The sequence below is a fragment of the Flammeovirga sp. SubArs3 genome (genome assembly GCF_947387565.1).
Taxonomy (GTDB): Bacteria; Bacteroidota; Bacteroidia; order Cytophagales; family Flammeovirgaceae; genus Flammeovirga; species Flammeovirga agarivorans.
This window is the reverse complement of sequence record NZ_CANDOA010000005.1, coordinates 23556-41456: the sequence shown is the minus strand read 5'-3', so window position 1 is coordinate 41456 and position 17901 is coordinate 23556. Positions and strand designations below refer to the sequence as shown.

The 17901-nt window shown below is 34.7% G+C and carries 10 protein-coding genes; 1 reads left to right on the top strand and 9 read right to left on the bottom strand.

What is annotated here, in order from left to right; all coding sequences use genetic code 11:
• Window positions 1–32: 32 nt before the first annotated feature.
• The 5 genes from QL232_RS15455 to QL232_RS15435 all read right to left on the bottom strand — a co-directional run bounded on the left by QL232_RS15455 (window position 33) and on the right by QL232_RS15435 (window position 9352).
• A complete protein-coding gene (locus tag QL232_RS15455; RefSeq protein ID WP_281614758.1) occupies window positions 33–947 on the bottom strand; it encodes a T9SS type A sorting domain-containing protein in 915 nt (304 codons plus the stop codon).
• Window positions 948–961: 14 nt separating this feature from the next.
• The gene (locus QL232_RS15450) at window positions 962–2482 is read right to left on the bottom strand and encodes an SUMF1/EgtB/PvdO family nonheme iron enzyme (protein ID WP_281614757.1); all 1521 of its coding nucleotides are present in this window, start codon (window positions 2480–2482) and stop codon (window positions 962–964) included.
• Between the two features lie 820 nt (window positions 2483–3302).
• The gene (locus QL232_RS15445) at window positions 3303–5729 is read right to left on the bottom strand and encodes a hypothetical protein (protein ID WP_281614756.1); all 2427 of its coding nucleotides are present in this window, start codon (window positions 5727–5729) and stop codon (window positions 3303–3305) included.
• A gap of 106 nt (window positions 5730–5835) precedes the next feature.
• The gene (locus QL232_RS15440; RefSeq protein ID WP_281614755.1) at window positions 5836–7668 is read right to left on the bottom strand and encodes an alpha-L-fucosidase; all 1833 of its coding nucleotides are present in this window, start codon (window positions 7666–7668) and stop codon (window positions 5836–5838) included.
• Window positions 7669–7870: 202 nt separating this feature from the next.
• On the bottom strand, window positions 7871–9352 hold the full coding sequence (locus tag QL232_RS15435) for a sialate O-acetylesterase (protein ID WP_281614754.1): 1482 nt from the start codon (window positions 9350–9352) through the stop codon (window positions 7871–7873).
• Window positions 9353–9627: 275 nt separating this feature from the next.
• Here QL232_RS15435 and QL232_RS15430 point away from each other — a divergent pair, with 275 nt between their 5' ends.
• Window positions 9628–11154 carry a sulfatase gene (locus QL232_RS15430; RefSeq protein WP_281614753.1) on the top strand — a complete coding sequence of 509 codons (1527 nt, stop codon included), beginning with the start codon at window positions 9628–9630 and terminating at the stop codon, window positions 11152–11154.
• Window positions 11155–11292: 138 nt separating this feature from the next.
• Here QL232_RS15430 and QL232_RS15425 read toward each other — a convergent pair whose 3' ends face one another.
• The 4 genes from QL232_RS15425 to QL232_RS15410 all read right to left on the bottom strand — a co-directional run bounded on the left by QL232_RS15425 (window position 11293) and on the right by QL232_RS15410 (window position 17584).
• A complete protein-coding gene (locus tag QL232_RS15425; protein WP_281614752.1) occupies window positions 11293–12693 on the bottom strand; it encodes a sulfatase in 1401 nt (466 codons plus the stop codon).
• 45 nt (window positions 12694–12738) lie between these two features.
• Window positions 12739–14289: a sulfatase-like hydrolase/transferase gene (locus QL232_RS15420; RefSeq protein ID WP_281614751.1), complete on the bottom strand. Its 1551-nt coding sequence runs from the start codon at window positions 14287–14289 to the stop codon at window positions 12739–12741.
• A 71-nt stretch (window positions 14290–14360) separates the two neighbouring features.
• Window positions 14361–16343: a prolyl oligopeptidase family serine peptidase gene (locus tag QL232_RS15415; RefSeq protein ID WP_281614750.1), complete on the bottom strand. Its 1983-nt coding sequence runs from the start codon at window positions 16341–16343 to the stop codon at window positions 14361–14363.
• Window positions 16344–16540: 197 nt separating this feature from the next.
• Complete coding sequence (locus tag QL232_RS15410; protein ID WP_281614749.1) at window positions 16541–17584, bottom strand: NPCBM/NEW2 domain-containing protein; 1044 nt, start codon at window positions 17582–17584, stop codon at window positions 16541–16543.
• Window positions 17585–17901: the final 317 nt, after the last annotated feature.

The following is a 17901-nucleotide window of genomic DNA, read 5'->3' as shown; positions in this document are numbered from 1 at the left end:
TCTTAATTTCTAGTAAGTCTTAAAGGTCTATCTTACTTTCTCATAAGTATTAAAGTACTTTTTGAAGCTACCTTTATTAGGTAAACTCCTTTTCTTAATTCTGGTAGTGATAGTTTTATTTTTCTATCATCAGATTGAAGAACATCAAAATTGATCCTCTTACCATCTATTGCATACATTTCTATTTTAGAATGATACGCTTCATCTAATACTAATGTAAATTCATCTATAAATGGATTGGGGTAAGCAAGAAGCTCGAAATCATCTAACGTATCATTGATAAATGATCGAATATCCGAATAGTGAATAGTGCCATCAAAATCAACATTTCTTAATCTGTAAAAAGACTGTCCTCTAATCGGAGAGGCATCCTCTACTTCATACTTTTGTGATATTGAAGAATTACCCTGACCATCAATTCTCATTATTTCCTGCCAATTTTTCCCTTCTTTAGATCTTTCCAATAGAAAATAATCATTGTTGATTTCCGATAACGTTATCCATTTGATTATGGCCCGGTTCTCATGTTTAACCACTTCGAAATCTGCCAATTCAATTGGAAGGTCCATTTGTTCAAGAGGATCTTCCGCCTCATAATGGCTAAAATCATCTCCTTTTGATTGACCGCCTCTATAAATCTCATTCGAGAGATCGGGAGTTGTTATAGACTGATTTGTCGCTGAGCTTAAATCATAACCTGAAGCATTACCTCCACTAAAAATATCAGCAGTAGTGACACTACCCGTTTCCTCCAAGTGACTTAAATCGTCTCCTGCACCGCTACCTCCACCAAAAATATTGGCTGATGCTACACTACCCGACTCTTTCAAGTAGCTAAGGTCATCTCCTGACCCCGCCCCTCCTGAAAAAATATCTTGGGCATTTACATTATATGTACTACATATAAGGAAAATTATCCATCCAACTAACTTCTTTAATTTTACCATAATGATAGTAGTTGTTAGTTATTAGGTGCTGTTCTAACCCCTCTACCACCAATAAAACTTCTTCCTGATGAAGTTGAAAAATCCTCACCTGCATAACCTCTTGCAGATATATAAGCTCTATCTTGGGTATTTTCAAAACTACCTCCTCTAATTCCAGTAGCAGGATTACTTGCGGAAATATTTGGCCATCCAGAAATAGTATAATTTCCGATATTATCTAGATTTCCATTTCCATGTGAACCATCAAAACTATGTCCTTCTTCATAAGATGCCGTTATCACCATCTCCCATACATTACCTGTCATATCCATAATACCATAGTATGATGCTCCTGCTTCGATTCTGTTGGAAGTACTTGTTGCGAAAATACCTACCCTTGTTGGTCCAACAATCACATCGTTATTTTCATCGATAGTTGAATTCCCTGTAGAAGCATTTACATCAGTATCTGAATAATTGGCACTAATGTATTCTGAAGATAAATCATTATCAGTAATCGAATAGTCATCTGTAGATACTAAACTTGTACCCCATGAAAACTCTTTAGCCACTGGGTCTTCAGTACCTCTACAGGCCTTTTCATATTCAAATTCGGTCATTGGTCTCAAACATGCCCAATCCAAATAATTAAATAATAGCTTATGACTTGAATAGAGTAATGGCAGATACGGATTATCTGATGAGAATTCATCACCTATTTGTCTTAAACCGTTTCTATTTGTTCCGTAAAAAGTGGTAGCTGGATAATCATTTTCACCTACTTGATCACTGGTCAATGTATTTAAGAAGTCTGCAAATTGCCCTTGAGTCACTTCATATTTCATACAATAGAAACTTTGGTAACCTTTTGGAAAAGCTGCAGGTATAGTTCCACTATTCCAATCTCCTGGAACAGGTCCCGTAAGATCCCAATGTAAATTTCCGTACTCGGTACCTACTGTAATAGCATCTTCTGTAGATACTACGTAGGGTTTATCTTTTGAACCTCCATCATTATACCTTAAATAGAATGCGTTATTCTCACCCCCTCCAGTTCCTAAAGAATATCTACCTTGAGGTACATATACCATTTCAATACCGTATACGTTGATTTCGAATAGATCTCCTTCCCCTTGTTGATCAACTCCATACTCCCAACGTAGAGACACTTCATAATCTGCTGCTCCTTGTGTCTTGGTAGATGAACTGTAGAGAAATGCCCCTTGTGCATAACCGTCACCAGTATCATTTGAAGTATCAATTTGACCTCCATTATCAGCTGTATGACCACTCCCATTACTTAATGTTGCATGCTGCCAGTAATCACTATCTTGATTTTTAAACTTTACAAATAACCAGACTGCATCCCAGTTATTCTGACCACTATTTACTCGCCAAGAATTCTCCCAATCTACAGAAAATGAAATCTGAGCAGACTGGCTACCATCATTATTTCTTGTGAGCGTAATGTCACCAATTTGTAAGTTGTTCGCCCAAGTACAAAGAGGTAAAAATAAGAACAGCGTAAAAGAGTAAATAGTAAATGTCTTGTTCATATTTAGTAAGTATTAATTCATGATATTAAGAGTGATCAATTATAATATTTTCAATTTCATTCCTTGATCATAAACGCAATATCATAAATCCTATTTTAACTGTAAATTATACATCTTTCAAAAGTTTGTCTTCATCTATCAACTCTAAAAACAAGCTATTTTATAGTATTTAGAGTATATTTCTATCAATTTTGTACTAATATAATTCACAGGTAAGATAAGTGTTAGCTAGTGCTAAATTGTTAATTCAAAGCATTAACTCAATAAATAGGGTAATTCACTAAATGATAAAATTTGAACTATTTTAAGATAACAATAAGCTTGACATACGCTTAAAAATAACAGATGTTCTTAAAGTTCAAATGAAAAATATAACAACGGTGATAATAGATGAAAAACACATAATGAGCAAAAAAAAAACACAAGCAGAACAGTGTTCAACTTGTGTATAATGACTATTAATAATAATTACTTTTTAACTTTTCTTCTAAAAATTAAATGTATATGCTTCTATCGATAATCACTTAAATAAAATATTTGTTTAAGTGAATGATGTCTGTCTATTATTCTTTATAATTACGGTTTACACTCAATTTTACTTATAAGTTTGAGATACAGAATAGTATATCCCTACTGATAGTAATATTACACTTACAATTCCTTGTATTTTAAATAAGGTATTGGTCTAGTTTTAACTTTGATAATACTTTAATTATCAATAACTAAGTTGAGAGTTAATTGTAATACAATTAGTATTATTTGTTTACAAAAGACTCACTTTAAAAGTGTATAAGTAAGTCTTTTGTATCTGTTTATTGTCTTATTTTTCTAATGAATGATTATCTGTAGGTACTGAAAAAGTGACCTCCCATGTCTTATTTGTTGGATCATAATCCACCTGGTAATAGTCATTACCGAATCGCTCTTGATCAAAAACTATTTCTTTTCCTTCGTATTTAAAAGTAAAATTAAAGTCTTTATAGTTCGATAGATTAGAAACTGTTACAGGCACATACCCTAATCCGTTAGAAAGGTCCACGCTCACCTCATTGTTTTTTGCTTGAATCTTCAACGGATAGTTGCGAACAACTTTCCCTTTCTTGACCTTCACTTTTACATCGTTTTGCGAAGATTCTCTCCACATTAATCGCCAAGTGTTCTCATCTTTCACTAGTGCTTTTCTAAACTCTTCATTAGTTCCATAATAACTTTTAGCTTCCTGTGGGAAGACACAAAGTTCCATCACCATTCTAATTTTATCCCCTTTATGTAACTGTTTTATATCAGAAGGTAAATTCACTTCTACTAAAGTAACCGGCTCTTTGGCTCTTGTCTTACTAGATGAATAGGTAGAAAATCTTGGTGCTATTTTCTGCCCTCCGATTTTAGCCGACCATTCTTTCAGTACTACACCCTTATTTCCCCATACAGCATAATTATTACTTTCCATGTTTTTTGCTTCATGCATGCTAAACCAAGGGTTTTTACCTTCAATGATAAGGTCCTTATTTGTATATTGCTGTTCCTTATAAATGTTGTCCATTTCTTTAATCAATCCTTCAGCGTTGCCCCATGCTATCTTATTTTCAACAGAATAAGAATAAGTCTCTGAACCAAACTGTGCTAATGCTAATCGATCAAAATTAAATGTATCATTTACTTCAACCTCTAGGGTGTAGACACCTCTTACATAATCATCATTTCGCATAATGCTAGCTGTCAGACTATAATTAGCTGCATCATCGCTTGTAACTCCGGTATAAGTTACTTCTGTAAGGTTAGGACAATTACGTTTTATGTGTGATTTGATTCTTTTGATCTTATGTTTTGTTCCTTTTTCATCGTAAACACGCATAAAATCTCCTCCCCCCACATTGGGAGTCCAATTCCACTTTCTAGGACCTATTTTACTGTCGTAATCACTTTTTATTAAAAATGGCCTAACGTCAGTAATTAACGTATTTGCCTGTCCCCCGTCTGGTTCATAACAAATACTTTCGCCAAAGGCTCCCATTGCTGTCTGGTCCCAAAGCTGATGGTTACCTATTCTCTTTTTTCCCCACCCTGTTAAGGATAGTTGGTTATGAGAAACTGCTGGTAATGTTCCCCAGAATCCTGAAACTTTAGAAAGTTCTAGTTCTACTGTAGAATTTGGTGGAAGACTTACCATTGTATAAGCCCTCAGCCATGGTCCTCTAAACTTAAACCAAGTATTTTTCTGTCCATGCCAGTTTTTAGAAATCTGAATGGGTATACCTGTCGGATGGCCTTCTTTGTCTCTTAAAATGATAGACACTCCTGTTATATCTCTTACACTTTTCAATCTTTGAAAGATTAATCGCTGTAACTGTGGTTTGTCTGATGTATTCTCTAAAGTCAATGCCACTCTTTCCATACCATCAACAGGTTTGAAAGTATCGTTTAATGAGATAACAGTAGCCTGTTGTTCAACATCCTTTTTCACTACCACCTCTTTATGTGTATTATTTAGATCCGAAGCAGTAATATTTACTTTTCCTTCATTAGATGTTGCACTATGTAAAATAAGGTTAGCCACTTTATTTGTTATTACTGTTTCAGCAATGAGTACGCCTTTATCCTTTGATACTTTAGTAGTATTTATCTGATTTTCAATCAACCAAGACTTTCCGTTTTTCGCTTTCGCGATAATCTGACCTTTTTTGCTTTTAATACTATGCTGATCTTCTGGAAGCTTTAATTCTAGAATCAGTTTACTATCATCCATAGGTATTTCTCCTTCATCAAAGATTAGTTTGAACCCTAAGACATCATTCCAAGTATATATTTCGAAGGAAAGCTTTACCTCAGGACCGTTCTCTAATTTTAGATCTGTATAATATCTTCGTTGATAAAACTTACCACTTTCAATAAGTTCTCCAGCGTAGTTTTGTTCATCCTCCAAACGAACTATTTTATATTTTGTCCCTTTGATTTCTACAAACATAGATAAGAGGTCCAAAGGTTCTTTTTGTTCCTTATCCAGATAGTTTTTTCCTATTTCATCTTGATTGATTAGGCGAAGTTGTTCTAGAGTAAAGTTTTTATAATTGAAGGTTAAAAAATGATTATCCGTTTGCATAAAGAAACGGGAGTTTTTATAAATATCATTTTCAAAATACATATACGTATTCGTCCCAGCATATTGCCACAATTCATCGGGCAATTGGGCATAAGTAGTTGATATTAAATAAAAACAGAAAAAAAATAATACTACAATTCTTTTCATAACATGAGGTGGTTCAAAGACATCTCAATACAATCTAATAAAAAAATTCAAGCAAGATATCAGTATTACCTTTTAGATATCACTAATACCTTGCTTTGATATGTATTTAGTTGGAAATTTGGTTATCCTCTACAGGGATAATTGGTTCAAAACTCACTGACGCAAGATCAATCCAATTTGACGCATTATCACTATTTAATGTGATAGAGATCGTCTGTTTTCCCTTTTTATCGAAATTAACTACTCCGATTTTTCTGTCTTTGAAAACGCGAATGCTTCTCTTCTCGAACTTGTTTTCAATTTGCTTTTTATCACCACTGTACGTTGGTACAAACAGATATTCTGTATCATTAATAGTAAGAATTCCTTCTTGCATATCCGCAACTTCAGTACAAGCATAATTTAATGTTACTGTATACATTCCTTCTTTTGGAACGTTTACTTCCCATTCTGCTTTACTGCCTTTACCTTCCCACTTCATAATCGATGGAACAGCATGCCAATCACCAAAAATTTCCATCCATCTGATTTTTTCAGAAGTACATGCAGTAAGTTTTGCTTCGTGAGGTAACAACTTTGTTGTCAGTCCTGTATTAAATACTTTATCTGCATTAAGTTCAGGTTTTCCATCAAACTCAACCACAATAACAGAAGCTACAGGATCTGGCATTCTTAATGGGAAATTGACTAGAGTAGCTGATTCTAAATTAGTTGTAGTCAGTGCTAAATTATCATCCATAAAGTAGGCTTTCTTCACCCCTGATTTAAACTTTGGTAAGTAAATCTTATTGTCTTTTGGCCACTCCTTAATAAACAAATACATTTTATTTCCTTTTTGGGTTGCCGCAAACTGAGTTTGACCACCTAAATACATAGCATCTGTACCATAGATTGCTTCTTCATATTTCTTCAGCCACTTACCCGTTTCTCTTAAAATCATTGCAGAAACTTCAGGAACAGATCCATCTCCTTTAGGACCTATATTGAATAAGTAGTTTCCTCCTTTAGATATCACATCGATAAGTCTATGAGCAACTTCTTTTGGCGTTTTCCAGTTGAAGTCCAATTTGCTATACGCCCAAGTATTGTTGTGTGTATCACAAGTTTCCCAAAGTCCTTCGACAGGTTCTGAAGGTATCTCATTATCACCTAACGTTTTGAAGTCACCAAGACCTTTACCAATTCTACTGTTAATTAAACAATCTGGTTGGTATTTATCTACTAAAGCTTTCAGCTCCAATACTTGCTCATGTTTTATCGGACCTGGAGTATCAAAGAAAATACATCCAATATCACCATAGTTTGTCACTAACTCTTTCACTTGAGGCAGTGCCTTTTCTTCCATGTATTTTTGAACGTTAGCTTCATCTGAGTTGAATTCCCATGTATTTCCAAAACCATCTTTTTCATTCCAGTCTTGCATCTGAGAATAGTAGAAACCAAAACGGATTCCTTTTTTCTTACATGCTTTAGCTAACTGCTTAACAATATCTTTCTTATATGGAGTATTTGTAATATTGTAATCACTTACTTTTGAATCAAATAAGGCGAAACCATCATGGTGTTTTGCTGTAATTACTAAATACTTCATTCCGGCATCTACTGCCAATTGAGCCACCTCTTCAGCATCGAAATTTACTGGATTAAAAGTATCTGCAAGTTTACGGTAATCTCCTGTTTTAATGGCTGCTCTACGCATAATCCATTCATTGATTCCATAATATCTTTTTCCTTCATATTCACCTGCTAATTCAGAATATAACCCCCAGTGAATAAACATAGCAAATTTTGCTTCTTTATACCATTGGTAGTCTTTATTTGTATAGTTGGCTTTCTCTGAATTTTCTCCCCAAAGCTCGTCCATACCTTTCTCCTTTTTCTGTCCGAAGACAAAAAGAGAAGTCAGAATAAATGCTGCGGCTAATAATATCTTTTTCATACTTTAATTTGCTTTCGCTTGAAAAAATAATCACAATACAATTTTAGAGATATCGTAAGACTTACTTTTGCTCTTATCTTGCTTTCGTTAGTAACAAATCTATCAGACAACTTTTAATCATCGAAAAGATAAGTTTTCAATACCATAGAAGCTATTTGATGATAAATGACAGTACACTGCTACCTCCAATAATTGATCTAGTTTACATCGTTGAATGGATAGATACCTTAAATGGATACACAGGCAAATTCTCACTATTATACAATTCTATAATGTCGTAGTTTTTATAAGAGAAGTATAACGTAGCTTCTTTATAGGGCACTTCAATTTTATTTTTACTAATGATTTTTGCTTCTACATCTTCGTAAACTCCAGGAGAAGTTTCATACATAAACCCATGAATCGTTTCTTTCCCTGTTGAAGCTACTAGTTTTTTTGCTACGTTAGAAAATTCTATAACCACTTTATCTCCATCAATTTTGAATTTTTTATATGATGGACCTTCAGCTACGACTTTTTTACCATAAGTATTTTTAAGTGCCAATAGAGATAATCGTAGTCCTACATCTTGCTTATTTTTAGGGTGGATATCGTAATCTTCTCCAATATCATAAGCGGTTGCCATACCAGTATTTTCCAGTTTCAGACATTCTGCTTGTGCCAATCTAAACTTTGCCCAAGATGGATATTTCATTTCAGCCCCTTTACGGCCTAAAAAACCTGCCAATTGTACAAAATAAACAGGCATGTCTTCATTCTCAAATCGATCTCTCATCATATTGACATATTCACCAAACCAAACTACGTAGGGATCAGGCTCTCCTGCATTGGTCTCTCCTTGGTACCAAATTGTGCCTCTAACAGAATACGGTACTAAAGGATGATACATATAGTTGTAACAAAAAGATCCTAAGCAATTTTCTGGGTAATAGGGTTCCTTTTTGCTAGTATCCTTTCTCCATTCTTCCATTCTTCTTTCATATGCAGCTAAAAAACCTTTGTTTCTGTTTGCAATACCCTCTGGAGCCTTTGAATTTTTAATTGTTTCAGCATCCATAAACGTACTGATACTTGAACCTCCATAAGAAATATCGATCAGTCCAATAGTCACACCCTTTAGTTCTTCCTGTAATTTTTTTCCAAAAAAGTAACCAACTGCTGATTTATCATCTACACTTTCTGGCGTACAAACTTCCCATTTTACTTTAGTTTTAAAATTTTCCTGAGGCGTATCAATCCCCGATTCAGGAACTGTAAAGAATCGAATATTTGGATGGTTGGCAGCAGCAATTTCTTCTTTCTTATTTTTAGAGCCTCTTACATGCCAACGCATATTTGATTGTCCAGCACAGAACCAAACTTCACCCACCATTACGTTATTTAGAGTGATTGTTTCTTTACTTCTAACCATTAACTGATAAGGTCCTCCATATTTCATTTTAGGTAGAATCGCTTTCCACTTCCCTTCATTATCTGTTTCTACAGAAACTTTAGATTTACCTAATAAAACATCAACCTTAGATTTAGGATCGGCTTTTCCCCAGACTCTAATTTCTTTGTCTGCTTGAATTACCATATCGTTGGTAAAAATCTCTGCAACTTTTAAAGTTTGTGCAGAAACATTCATCGCCAAAAAACATGCAAGTAATATTGTAAGACTTGCCTTAAAAAATTTCGATTCCATACTATTTGAATAAGTAGACGTTATTTATTGATGTTTAAAATTGGGTATTTGTAGTTTAACTTATTTGTCCTCTCCTATCATTAATTTGTTTCATCATAGAAGAAGAAGATAATTGAATGCCTATAAGAAAAGATGAACAGTATTTACCAAAAAAAAATTACTGTAGATTATATTTTAGCAAGGTAATGAAATATATAAGGCAAAGAATCAGATTGGTAATAAGTACTTTGAAGGCATTGAAATGAATTGATTTTTTGATAAACTTATAATTAGAAATGAGCTATAAAATTAGATTCTCTGATTTAATCTGCATCCCTCTGATTTCACTCTTTTTATGCAATCATGTGGAAGCTAAAGACAAACCCAAACCTAATATCATCTTTATTTTAGTAGATGATTTAGGATATAAAGATCTTGGTTGTTATGGCAGTACTTTTTATGAAACACCAAATTTAGATCAGCTTGCCGAAAGGTCAATGATGTTTACCAATGCCTATGCCGCCAACCCTGTCTGTACGCCTACAAGGGCAAGTATAATGACGGGGAAATACCCAAGTAGAATTCAAATGACGAACCATAGTGGTATTGATGGGCCAAAGGGAGCTGCCTATAAATTAGTGGCACCTCAACCGATTGGCAGTTTACCGACAACAGAACTTACTTTAGCAGAGTCACTAAAGAATGAAGGTTATTTTACTGCTCATATTGGGAAATGGCACTTGCAAAGTCATAATGAAAAAGAGAAAGAACACTTTCCTGAAGCACATGGTTTTGATGTTAATATTGCAGGACATAATGGAGGACAACCTGGTTCTTACTTCTTCCCATATCAACATCCTCAACATAAATGGTCAAATGTTCCTGGATTAGAAGATGGCCTACCTGGAGAATACCTTACTGATCGCTTAACAGATGAAGCCATAAAGGTGATAAAAGAAGACAGAACTCAACCTTTCTTTCTTAATTTATGGTATTATACCGTACATACACCTATAGAAGGGAAAAAGGAAAAGGAAGAAAAATACAGAGTGAAAGCAAAAGAAAAGGGCATTCAAAAGCACAGTGATGGTGAGAAAATATTTAACTCCTATCAACGAAAACAACAAAATAACCCTACCTATTCTGCTATGGTAGAAAGTATGGACGAGAATATCGGTCGACTACTTAAAACTTTAAAAGAAGAAGGATTAGCAGAAAATACGATCATTATTTTCACCTCAGATAACGGAGGTTTATCTACGAGTAGTAGTGCAAATGCTCCAACCTCTAATTTACCACTAAAGGCAGGTAAAGGTTGGGTATATGAAGGAGGTATTCGTGAACCTCTTCTTATACATTGGCCGAAAAAAATAAAAGAAGGGAAAATTTGTGAAGAACCTGTTATTTCGACTGATTTCTACCCTACGATTTTAGATATGATTGGAAGTGATCAGCAGATTGAACAGCACCTAGATGGTATTAGCTTGAAACCACTATTAAAAAACAACAAGTCAAAACTAGATAGAGAAGCTATATATTTCCATTATCCACATTACCATCATATAAATAGTATGGGTCCTGCCGGTGCAATTAGAATGGGTGATTATAAATTGGTTGAACGCTTTGAAGATATGTCTTATGAATTATTTGACCTTAAAAATGATATCGGAGAAACAAAAAATATCAGCAAAGAGCATCCTGAATTGACGGCTAAAATGAAACAAAAGCTACATGAATGGAGAGAAAAGACAGGAGCTATTATGCCTACTAAAAATAACAATTATGATATTTCGAAGGACAAAAATGCTGTTCAGATAAATTAGAAATACTAATTATTCTTTAGGTTAGATTACTCAATTCTACTCCATAAAAAATCCTTTAACTCATACATTCTAAGTTGATGAGTTAAAGGATTTTTCATTTACTAATGATGACTATAAGTGTCTCTTACACTTAGTGAATTACTTACTCTGTGGCTGATATTTTGGATTCAACTCCGTTGGAATTGGTGCATTTGTCTCTTTCCACCATTGCTCTAGTTCTGCCATTAATTCTTTAACAACTTCTGGGTGCTGACTAGCAATATTATTCTGCTCTCCTAAGTCACTGGCCAAATCATATAACTCAACGCCCTTGTCTTCGAAATAATAATGCAGCTTCCAATTGCCTTTTCTCATCGCTGATCCTGGTCTAGTTCTAAACAATGGATCTCTGTGTTCAGGTACAAATCCTTTCATCACATAAGCTTGTAAATAGATAGGGAAATGCCAGAAAAGTGTACGTTCTAATTTCTTATTTTTTGATTTCAAAACAGGCAATAAGTCATCACCGTCAAGATTTCCTTGGTGATCTTTAATACCTGCAGCAGCTAAGATTGTTGGGTAGATATCCATGTTTGTGATTTGAACATCTGACGTTCTTGGCTTCTTCAATTTATTCGGCCATACGAAGAAGAAAGGCTCTCTAATTCCTCCTTCATAGTAACTACCTTTACCTGCTCTAAGTGGTTTTTGATCAGTGATTCCATGCAAACCACCATTGTCTGATGTGAAAATGATCAATGTATTTTCATACACTCCCTTTTCTTTCAAACTCTCTATCAACAAACCTATATTTCTATCAAGGTTTTCAATCATCGTTGCATAATTGACATTCTTATGTCCTCCATCTTTTTCTTTGGCTCTGTACTTTGGAATAAGTGATCTTACAGGGTTGATAGGTGTGTGAATCGCATAAGTAGAAAAATACAAGAAGAATGGTTTTTCGGCTTCTTCAATAAAACCAATTGACTTCTTCGTTAAAAGGTCTGTCAAATACATATCGCCTTCCTCTTCTAAACTTTTTACATTTTTATAAGGAGGATAATAACTTATTGGGTGTCCATTTTTACCGCCACCAAAGTTGTAATCGAAACCAAAACCTGTAGGATCATCATCTACATGCCATTTACCAGCATGACAAGTTGTATAGCCATTCTTTTGTAAAACCTGAGGAATGATTTCAAAATCTTTGGATAGATACCATGTATTTTCTGTTGGAATTAGTTTTCTGTCTTCTACTTTTCCTCTGTTTGATGGGCCTACTGTATACACTCCATGTCTGGGTGTCCATTGTCCCGACATTAAACAAGCTCTACTTGGGGCACAATTTGCAGAAGCCGCATAACCGTTCATAAAGATGATACCTTGTGATGCCAAATCATCGATATTGGGTGTTTCATAGAACTTTGAACCCATATAGCTCACATCTTTCCATCCCATATCGTCTACATTAATCAAGACAATATTTGGTTTGTTTTGTGCCCAACTTAAATGGACAAATAGGCAAGCCAATAAAGTGAATAGGTATTTTATTTTTTTCATTGTCATTCCATCAATAGATCAAAAAATTGTAGTCTAGTCAGACGATTAATTCGCCCTTGAAAGTGGTTGGTTTTGTTGTTGAATCAACGCCTTCAATTCCTTTACTTTTTCGGGATATTTAGCTGCTAAATCTTTCTTTTCATAAGGATCCTTATCTAAATGATAAAGTGCCCATTTGTAAACTTTTTGTTGTGTTTCGAAATCACTTTTTTCTACGTCTCTTTCATTGATCAGCTTCCAACCGTCCTTAATAATCACATCCTGAGACACACCAGTAGTACATTTGAAAAATATAAAATCATGTGATTTCTGCTTGCCTTTTCCAAGTAAAGTAGGAAGATAAGAAATGCCATCTGTCACTTCAAGATCAATACCCATCAAATCTGCTACAGTAGGCATAATATCATAATCAGTGATGATAAAATCGCTTTCTTTTCCAGATTTAATATGATTAGGCCATTTAGCGATATAAGGTATATTAATTCCACCTTCATGGTTATGTCTTTTGATTCCTCTTCTTCCCTGAGTCCCCTCAAAAATATCTTCTCCTTGATGATGCCCATTCCAATACTCCTTTTTCTTTTCCTTCTTCACTTTACTTTGATCAAAAGTATTTGAGCTGTAATCATAAACGATATCAGGATCCTTAGCATTCGGATTCATATTCACATAAGATTGAGGTTCATGACCGTTATCTCCCGTAAAAATCACTACGGTATTGTCTGAAAGGTTTAGTTCATCTAGCTTATCCAATAACTTCCCCACCGACTGATCTAGTTTATAAATCATCGAAGCAAATACCTGTTCTTTTTTGGTCCATCCCTCATGACCTTTGTATTTAAAATCTTTTGGTGCAATAGAAGCTGGGCCATGTGGTAACTGAGTAGCATAGATCATAAAGAAAGGTTCGTCTTTCTTCTCTTCCATATATTTCAAGGCATGTTCTACCCAAACATCCTCTACATACGTCATATTTTCTTCTCCAACCAATGGACAATTAGGTTCTCTTTTGGTTAACTTCGGGTTGTTAGGTAATGGTATTGTTTCCCCATTTAATCTGTAATAAGGAGGGTAAAAGCTCCAGCACATTACTGCATCATACAAACCCACATGATAGTCGAAACCATAGCTATCAATCATTTCTTTAGTATCTGAATAACCAAAGCCCAACTTACCAATATATGCTGTACTGTAACCTGCACTTTGAGCCATCTGCCCTATATAATAATGTCCTTGATTGCTTTTGATTGTTACCTTTTTATCAAAAGTAGTCTGATCTATGGCTCCAATTGACAGTTCATTTTGTAAACCTCCCGGAGTATGTCTTGGAGCATGACCATTGTGTAAACCTGTCAACATTGAAGCTCTCGCTGGAGAACAAACATTCGATCCATAAGCACTCGTAAAAAGCATACCTTCTTTGGCCAACTTATCAATGTTAGGTGTTGCGATAAGCTTCTGACCATAACTTCCTAAAACGCCTGGGCCCAAGTCATCACAATAGATTAATAATACATTAGGCTTCTCTGATTTCTGAGCAAATGCATTGCTTATCAGAAGAGATAAAAGGAATAAATTGTATATGAAAAGTTTCATTGTTGGAGTTCAGATAGTTGATGATAATAGGCTAAATATAGAAAATATACTTAGCCTATTTGTTCTATTTATTATTTCAGTTGTTGATCTAAATCTTCATTGGATACCGATTTATTAATGGCATCTTGGAATTCATTGTCAAAGCTAATCGTCTTTTGAACAGATGCGTCTCCTCGTTTTTCATGAGGATAGATTCTTCTCCATTTTGAATAGTCTCCACCAATCCATTTCATAGATTTCATTGTTGGAGTGTCTCCTTCCCACTTCTGCTCTACCTTCATAGAGTTATGAATATTTGAAGCTGGGCAAATCGTTAATTCTGTGATTTCATCCCAATCTTTCAATGGTTTCTTTCCGTTTGTTCTGAAATCTTCAGCCGTTAACGTAATCGTATTTAACCCTTTCTCAGGCAGATTCACTACTACATAAAAATTCTCTTTTCTTCTACCTGTGTAGTTTTGCCAAGTGTTGGTTTCAATACCAATAGCCACCTTATTATTTGCTTCAGTTGTTTCCAATTGAATTTGCAATTTTCCACCTTCAGGTCCCATAAAACAAGGATCCATTAACTTACGAGTTCCAAAGAACCAATGGCGATAATTATGTCTGAATAACGTATACCAATCTTGCATATCATCAGAGAAATCATCAATTACTGCATGTCTTCTTTCTGTTGCTTTTACTTTTGCTGTTTTCAAAGCATCAGGATAAGCAATTTGATATTCTGAACTGATCGTAAAAAAGTTTGTTTCCTCTTTTCCAGGGTAAGAAGGAATCGTACGTTCTATTTTATAAGTGATATTCGCAAAAGCAAATAATGGTTCGTCTACATCAAACACAGGACACTCCGCCGAATACTTCCCTTTCTTTTCAGTAACATTGGCTGCAGTATGGAAGAAACGGTTTCTAGGGTCTCTGCTATATCCATAAAAAATCTCTACTTTTTCTATTGGTAAACCTGTTGATTTATCTACTTCAACTGTAAATACAGGAACACCTTTCTTTGTCTTTAATTTTAATTCTGAAGATGATGTTTTCGGGAATTTGAAATCACCCTTTACATGTGCATCCATCCAAAGGAAACGAGCAGCATTGGTTTCTTCCGTAAACCTATGATTTAAATGAGGCGTAAGTACCAACATATTCTCCGTACCCTCTGGTAAAAGAGACATTGATTTAATGATATTCTCCGTTGGAGAGTTGAAATCATTCGTTGCTCCCAAAAACAAAATCGGTGTTTTAATCAGAGGCCAATAAGCATGAGAAGCAATTGTTTTTTGGTACAACGCTAACCCTTGGTCTTCTCTCATGTGTCTTTTACTTTTCGGTAAGCCCCACATATCATTCATTAAATATCCAGAACCACCAACCGATGGTGCAACAGCTTTAATTCTATCATCAGTGGCCGTCATTACTGTAGCAAAACCACCCATTGAGTGACCTTCTACACCAATTCTATTTGGATCTACCTCCTCTCTTTCCTCTAAGAATGTAATCGCTCTTCTTGCTGAAATCGAAATCGGCACCCAACTACTATTAAATGGATTTTCCTCTTTGTACAAAGTATGTTCTCTTGGCATTACTTTGTTTTCAAAACCAAGTCCTTCTGCTTTTCCTAAGAAACCAACAGCCAAACCGTCCCACTCAGTATTAGGTAAACCGTTTTCAAAAGGCTTTTCTCCCCAGTTAATACTGATGCAAGCATAACCCATTTTCATCCAAGTTTCTACTCTCGACTTTTCAGCCTTTTGTCCACCACCGTGGATATGAACAATACCCGGTACATTTTTAGCCTCTTTAGGATAGCCAAAATAAGCTGCCATAATTGGGTTAGCTGAACGATTAGTTCCTTCTAACTTTCCAACACTGTATCGAACGTATTCAATAGTACCGTAATTGTTCTCCCATTTTTTGATCACCTCTATATTAAGATCTTCAGCTCTTGGATCGTAGTCTTTCCAAACATCTGAGGCAGATTGTTGAGCATTTGATTGTAGGAATAGTCCACATATCAATAAAAGAGTAGTCAAATATTTTATTATCAGTTCTTTCATTTCAAGTAATTTTCGATTGTACGTATTGTGTGTTAGGTAAAGGTATATTGAATACTAAAACTTGATAGGTTTAAATATTTCAAAGCTTTGCTGATAATTAATGTATCATGTTTTTAGCCCTGATAAGGCTATTTTTATAAAAAAAGCCTACTCTGGGTGTAGGCTTTCTATAATATCTAAAGTGAAAAATTCCTTACTTATTTTGTATCGCCATCGATCATGAAATATGCACCTGCCCAACTTGCATGGTCTCCACCTTTGTCACCATCTTCTTCATCCACAATTAACGTAATTTCTTTCTTTCCTTGAACATCGATTTGTAATAACTCAGGTTTCTGCTTTTGACTTCTGATAGGTCCGCTATTAAATACTTCTTTGTTGTCTACTAAAATTCTCATTCTAATAAGACCTCCATTTGAATCATTAGCGCCAGGTATTACAGCAAAAGTCTTATAATTTGATTCAATAGGGAATACTAGTTTTGAAGGTGCATGTACACCCAAACCGTGGTTATATTTTTTTCCTGAGATACTGATTTTACCTCCTTCAATACCTTCATCGTTCATTACTTTCCAGAAAGAATCTACCAAAGAAGCTTTTTCTTTAGTTAAATATACTTTTGCACCAGGCAACTCATCATCTTCTAACGATTGCTTAAACGCTTTAGCGTATTCTACATCCTTTGGAGCATTTTCTTTCTTACCTTCAACGAAAAACGCTTCCGCCCAATCTGCATGATCTCCACCATTATCTTCTAGTTGATCTACTACTAATTCTAAGCTGGTTGCCCCTTTTACATCAATGGCTACCATCTTAGGCATATATTTATCTGACTTACTTTTAATGTTTCCTGTAGTAAATACTTCTTTACCATCAACTAAGATATTCATCTTTATTTTACCCTGATGAGCATCATCCGCTCCCGGAACTACATAGAAAAATTCTGCTTTTGAGGGTACTTCATAAATAAGCTTTGATGGCGCGTGAACACCAAGACCTTTCTTATATTCAACACCTTTCATTGATAGTTTCTCATTACTAACAGCTTTATCTTGATTAATTTTCCAATAAGAAGAAGTTGCCCCTACAGTACCTGTTGACTTTAGGTATACTTTCTTACCTTTCATTACCTCTACTTCTGCTGCTGCAATTTCTCCTGTTGTTGCTTCTTGTGCTAATACATTGAATGATGTTGCCACAAAAACTGAAGCCGCTACTATTAATTTCTTTTGAATCTTCATTTCGGTTGTTATTAAAAAGTCATACTTTGTTGATGTACTCTCCCAGTAAAAAGTTTAAAATGCTGGTGTCTTCCATCCTGTTAAAATCTATCCTAAAGGTAGGTATTGTATCACATCTAGCTTTTCTCTTATCTTTCATTTTATATAACAAAAGAATAGAGCTTTAAAATAAACAGTAATTACTAATTGATTAATAAATTGATATTAAGAAACTTATGATAGATCGTTTAAAAAATATTTGTTTATAGACATTACTAGTATCGCAATGTAAGTAAAAATATATAGGAGAAAAAGGTACTAGGTATAATTAACAGTGT

Excerpts from the sequence above, each read along its gene's own strand:
- QL232_RS15455 (WP_281614758.1), bottom strand. The coding sequence starts at position 947 with ATGGTAAAATTAAAGAAGTTAGTTGGATGGATAATTTTCCTTATATGT.
- QL232_RS15450 (WP_281614757.1), bottom strand. The coding sequence starts at position 2,482 with ATGAACAAGACATTTACTATTTACTCTTTTACGCTGTTCTTATTTTTA.
- QL232_RS15445 (WP_281614756.1), bottom strand. The coding sequence starts at position 5,729 with ATGAAAAGAATTGTAGTATTATTTTTTTTCTGTTTTTATTTAATATCA.
- QL232_RS15440 (WP_281614755.1), bottom strand. The coding sequence starts at position 7,668 with ATGAAAAAGATATTATTAGCCGCAGCATTTATTCTGACTTCTCTTTTT.
- QL232_RS15435 (WP_281614754.1), bottom strand. The coding sequence starts at position 9,352 with ATGGAATCGAAATTTTTTAAGGCAAGTCTTACAATATTACTTGCATGT.
- QL232_RS15430 (WP_281614753.1), top strand. The coding sequence starts at position 9,628 with ATGAGCTATAAAATTAGATTCTCTGATTTAATCTGCATCCCTCTGATT.
- QL232_RS15425 (WP_281614752.1), bottom strand. The coding sequence starts at position 12,693 with ATGAAAAAAATAAAATACCTATTCACTTTATTGGCTTGCCTATTTGTC.
- QL232_RS15420 (WP_281614751.1), bottom strand. The coding sequence starts at position 14,289 with ATGAAACTTTTCATATACAATTTATTCCTTTTATCTCTTCTGATAAGC.
- QL232_RS15415 (WP_281614750.1), bottom strand. The coding sequence starts at position 16,343 with ATGAAAGAACTGATAATAAAATATTTGACTACTCTTTTATTGATATGT.
- QL232_RS15410 (WP_281614749.1), bottom strand. The coding sequence starts at position 17,584 with ATGAAGATTCAAAAGAAATTAATAGTAGCGGCTTCAGTTTTTGTGGCA.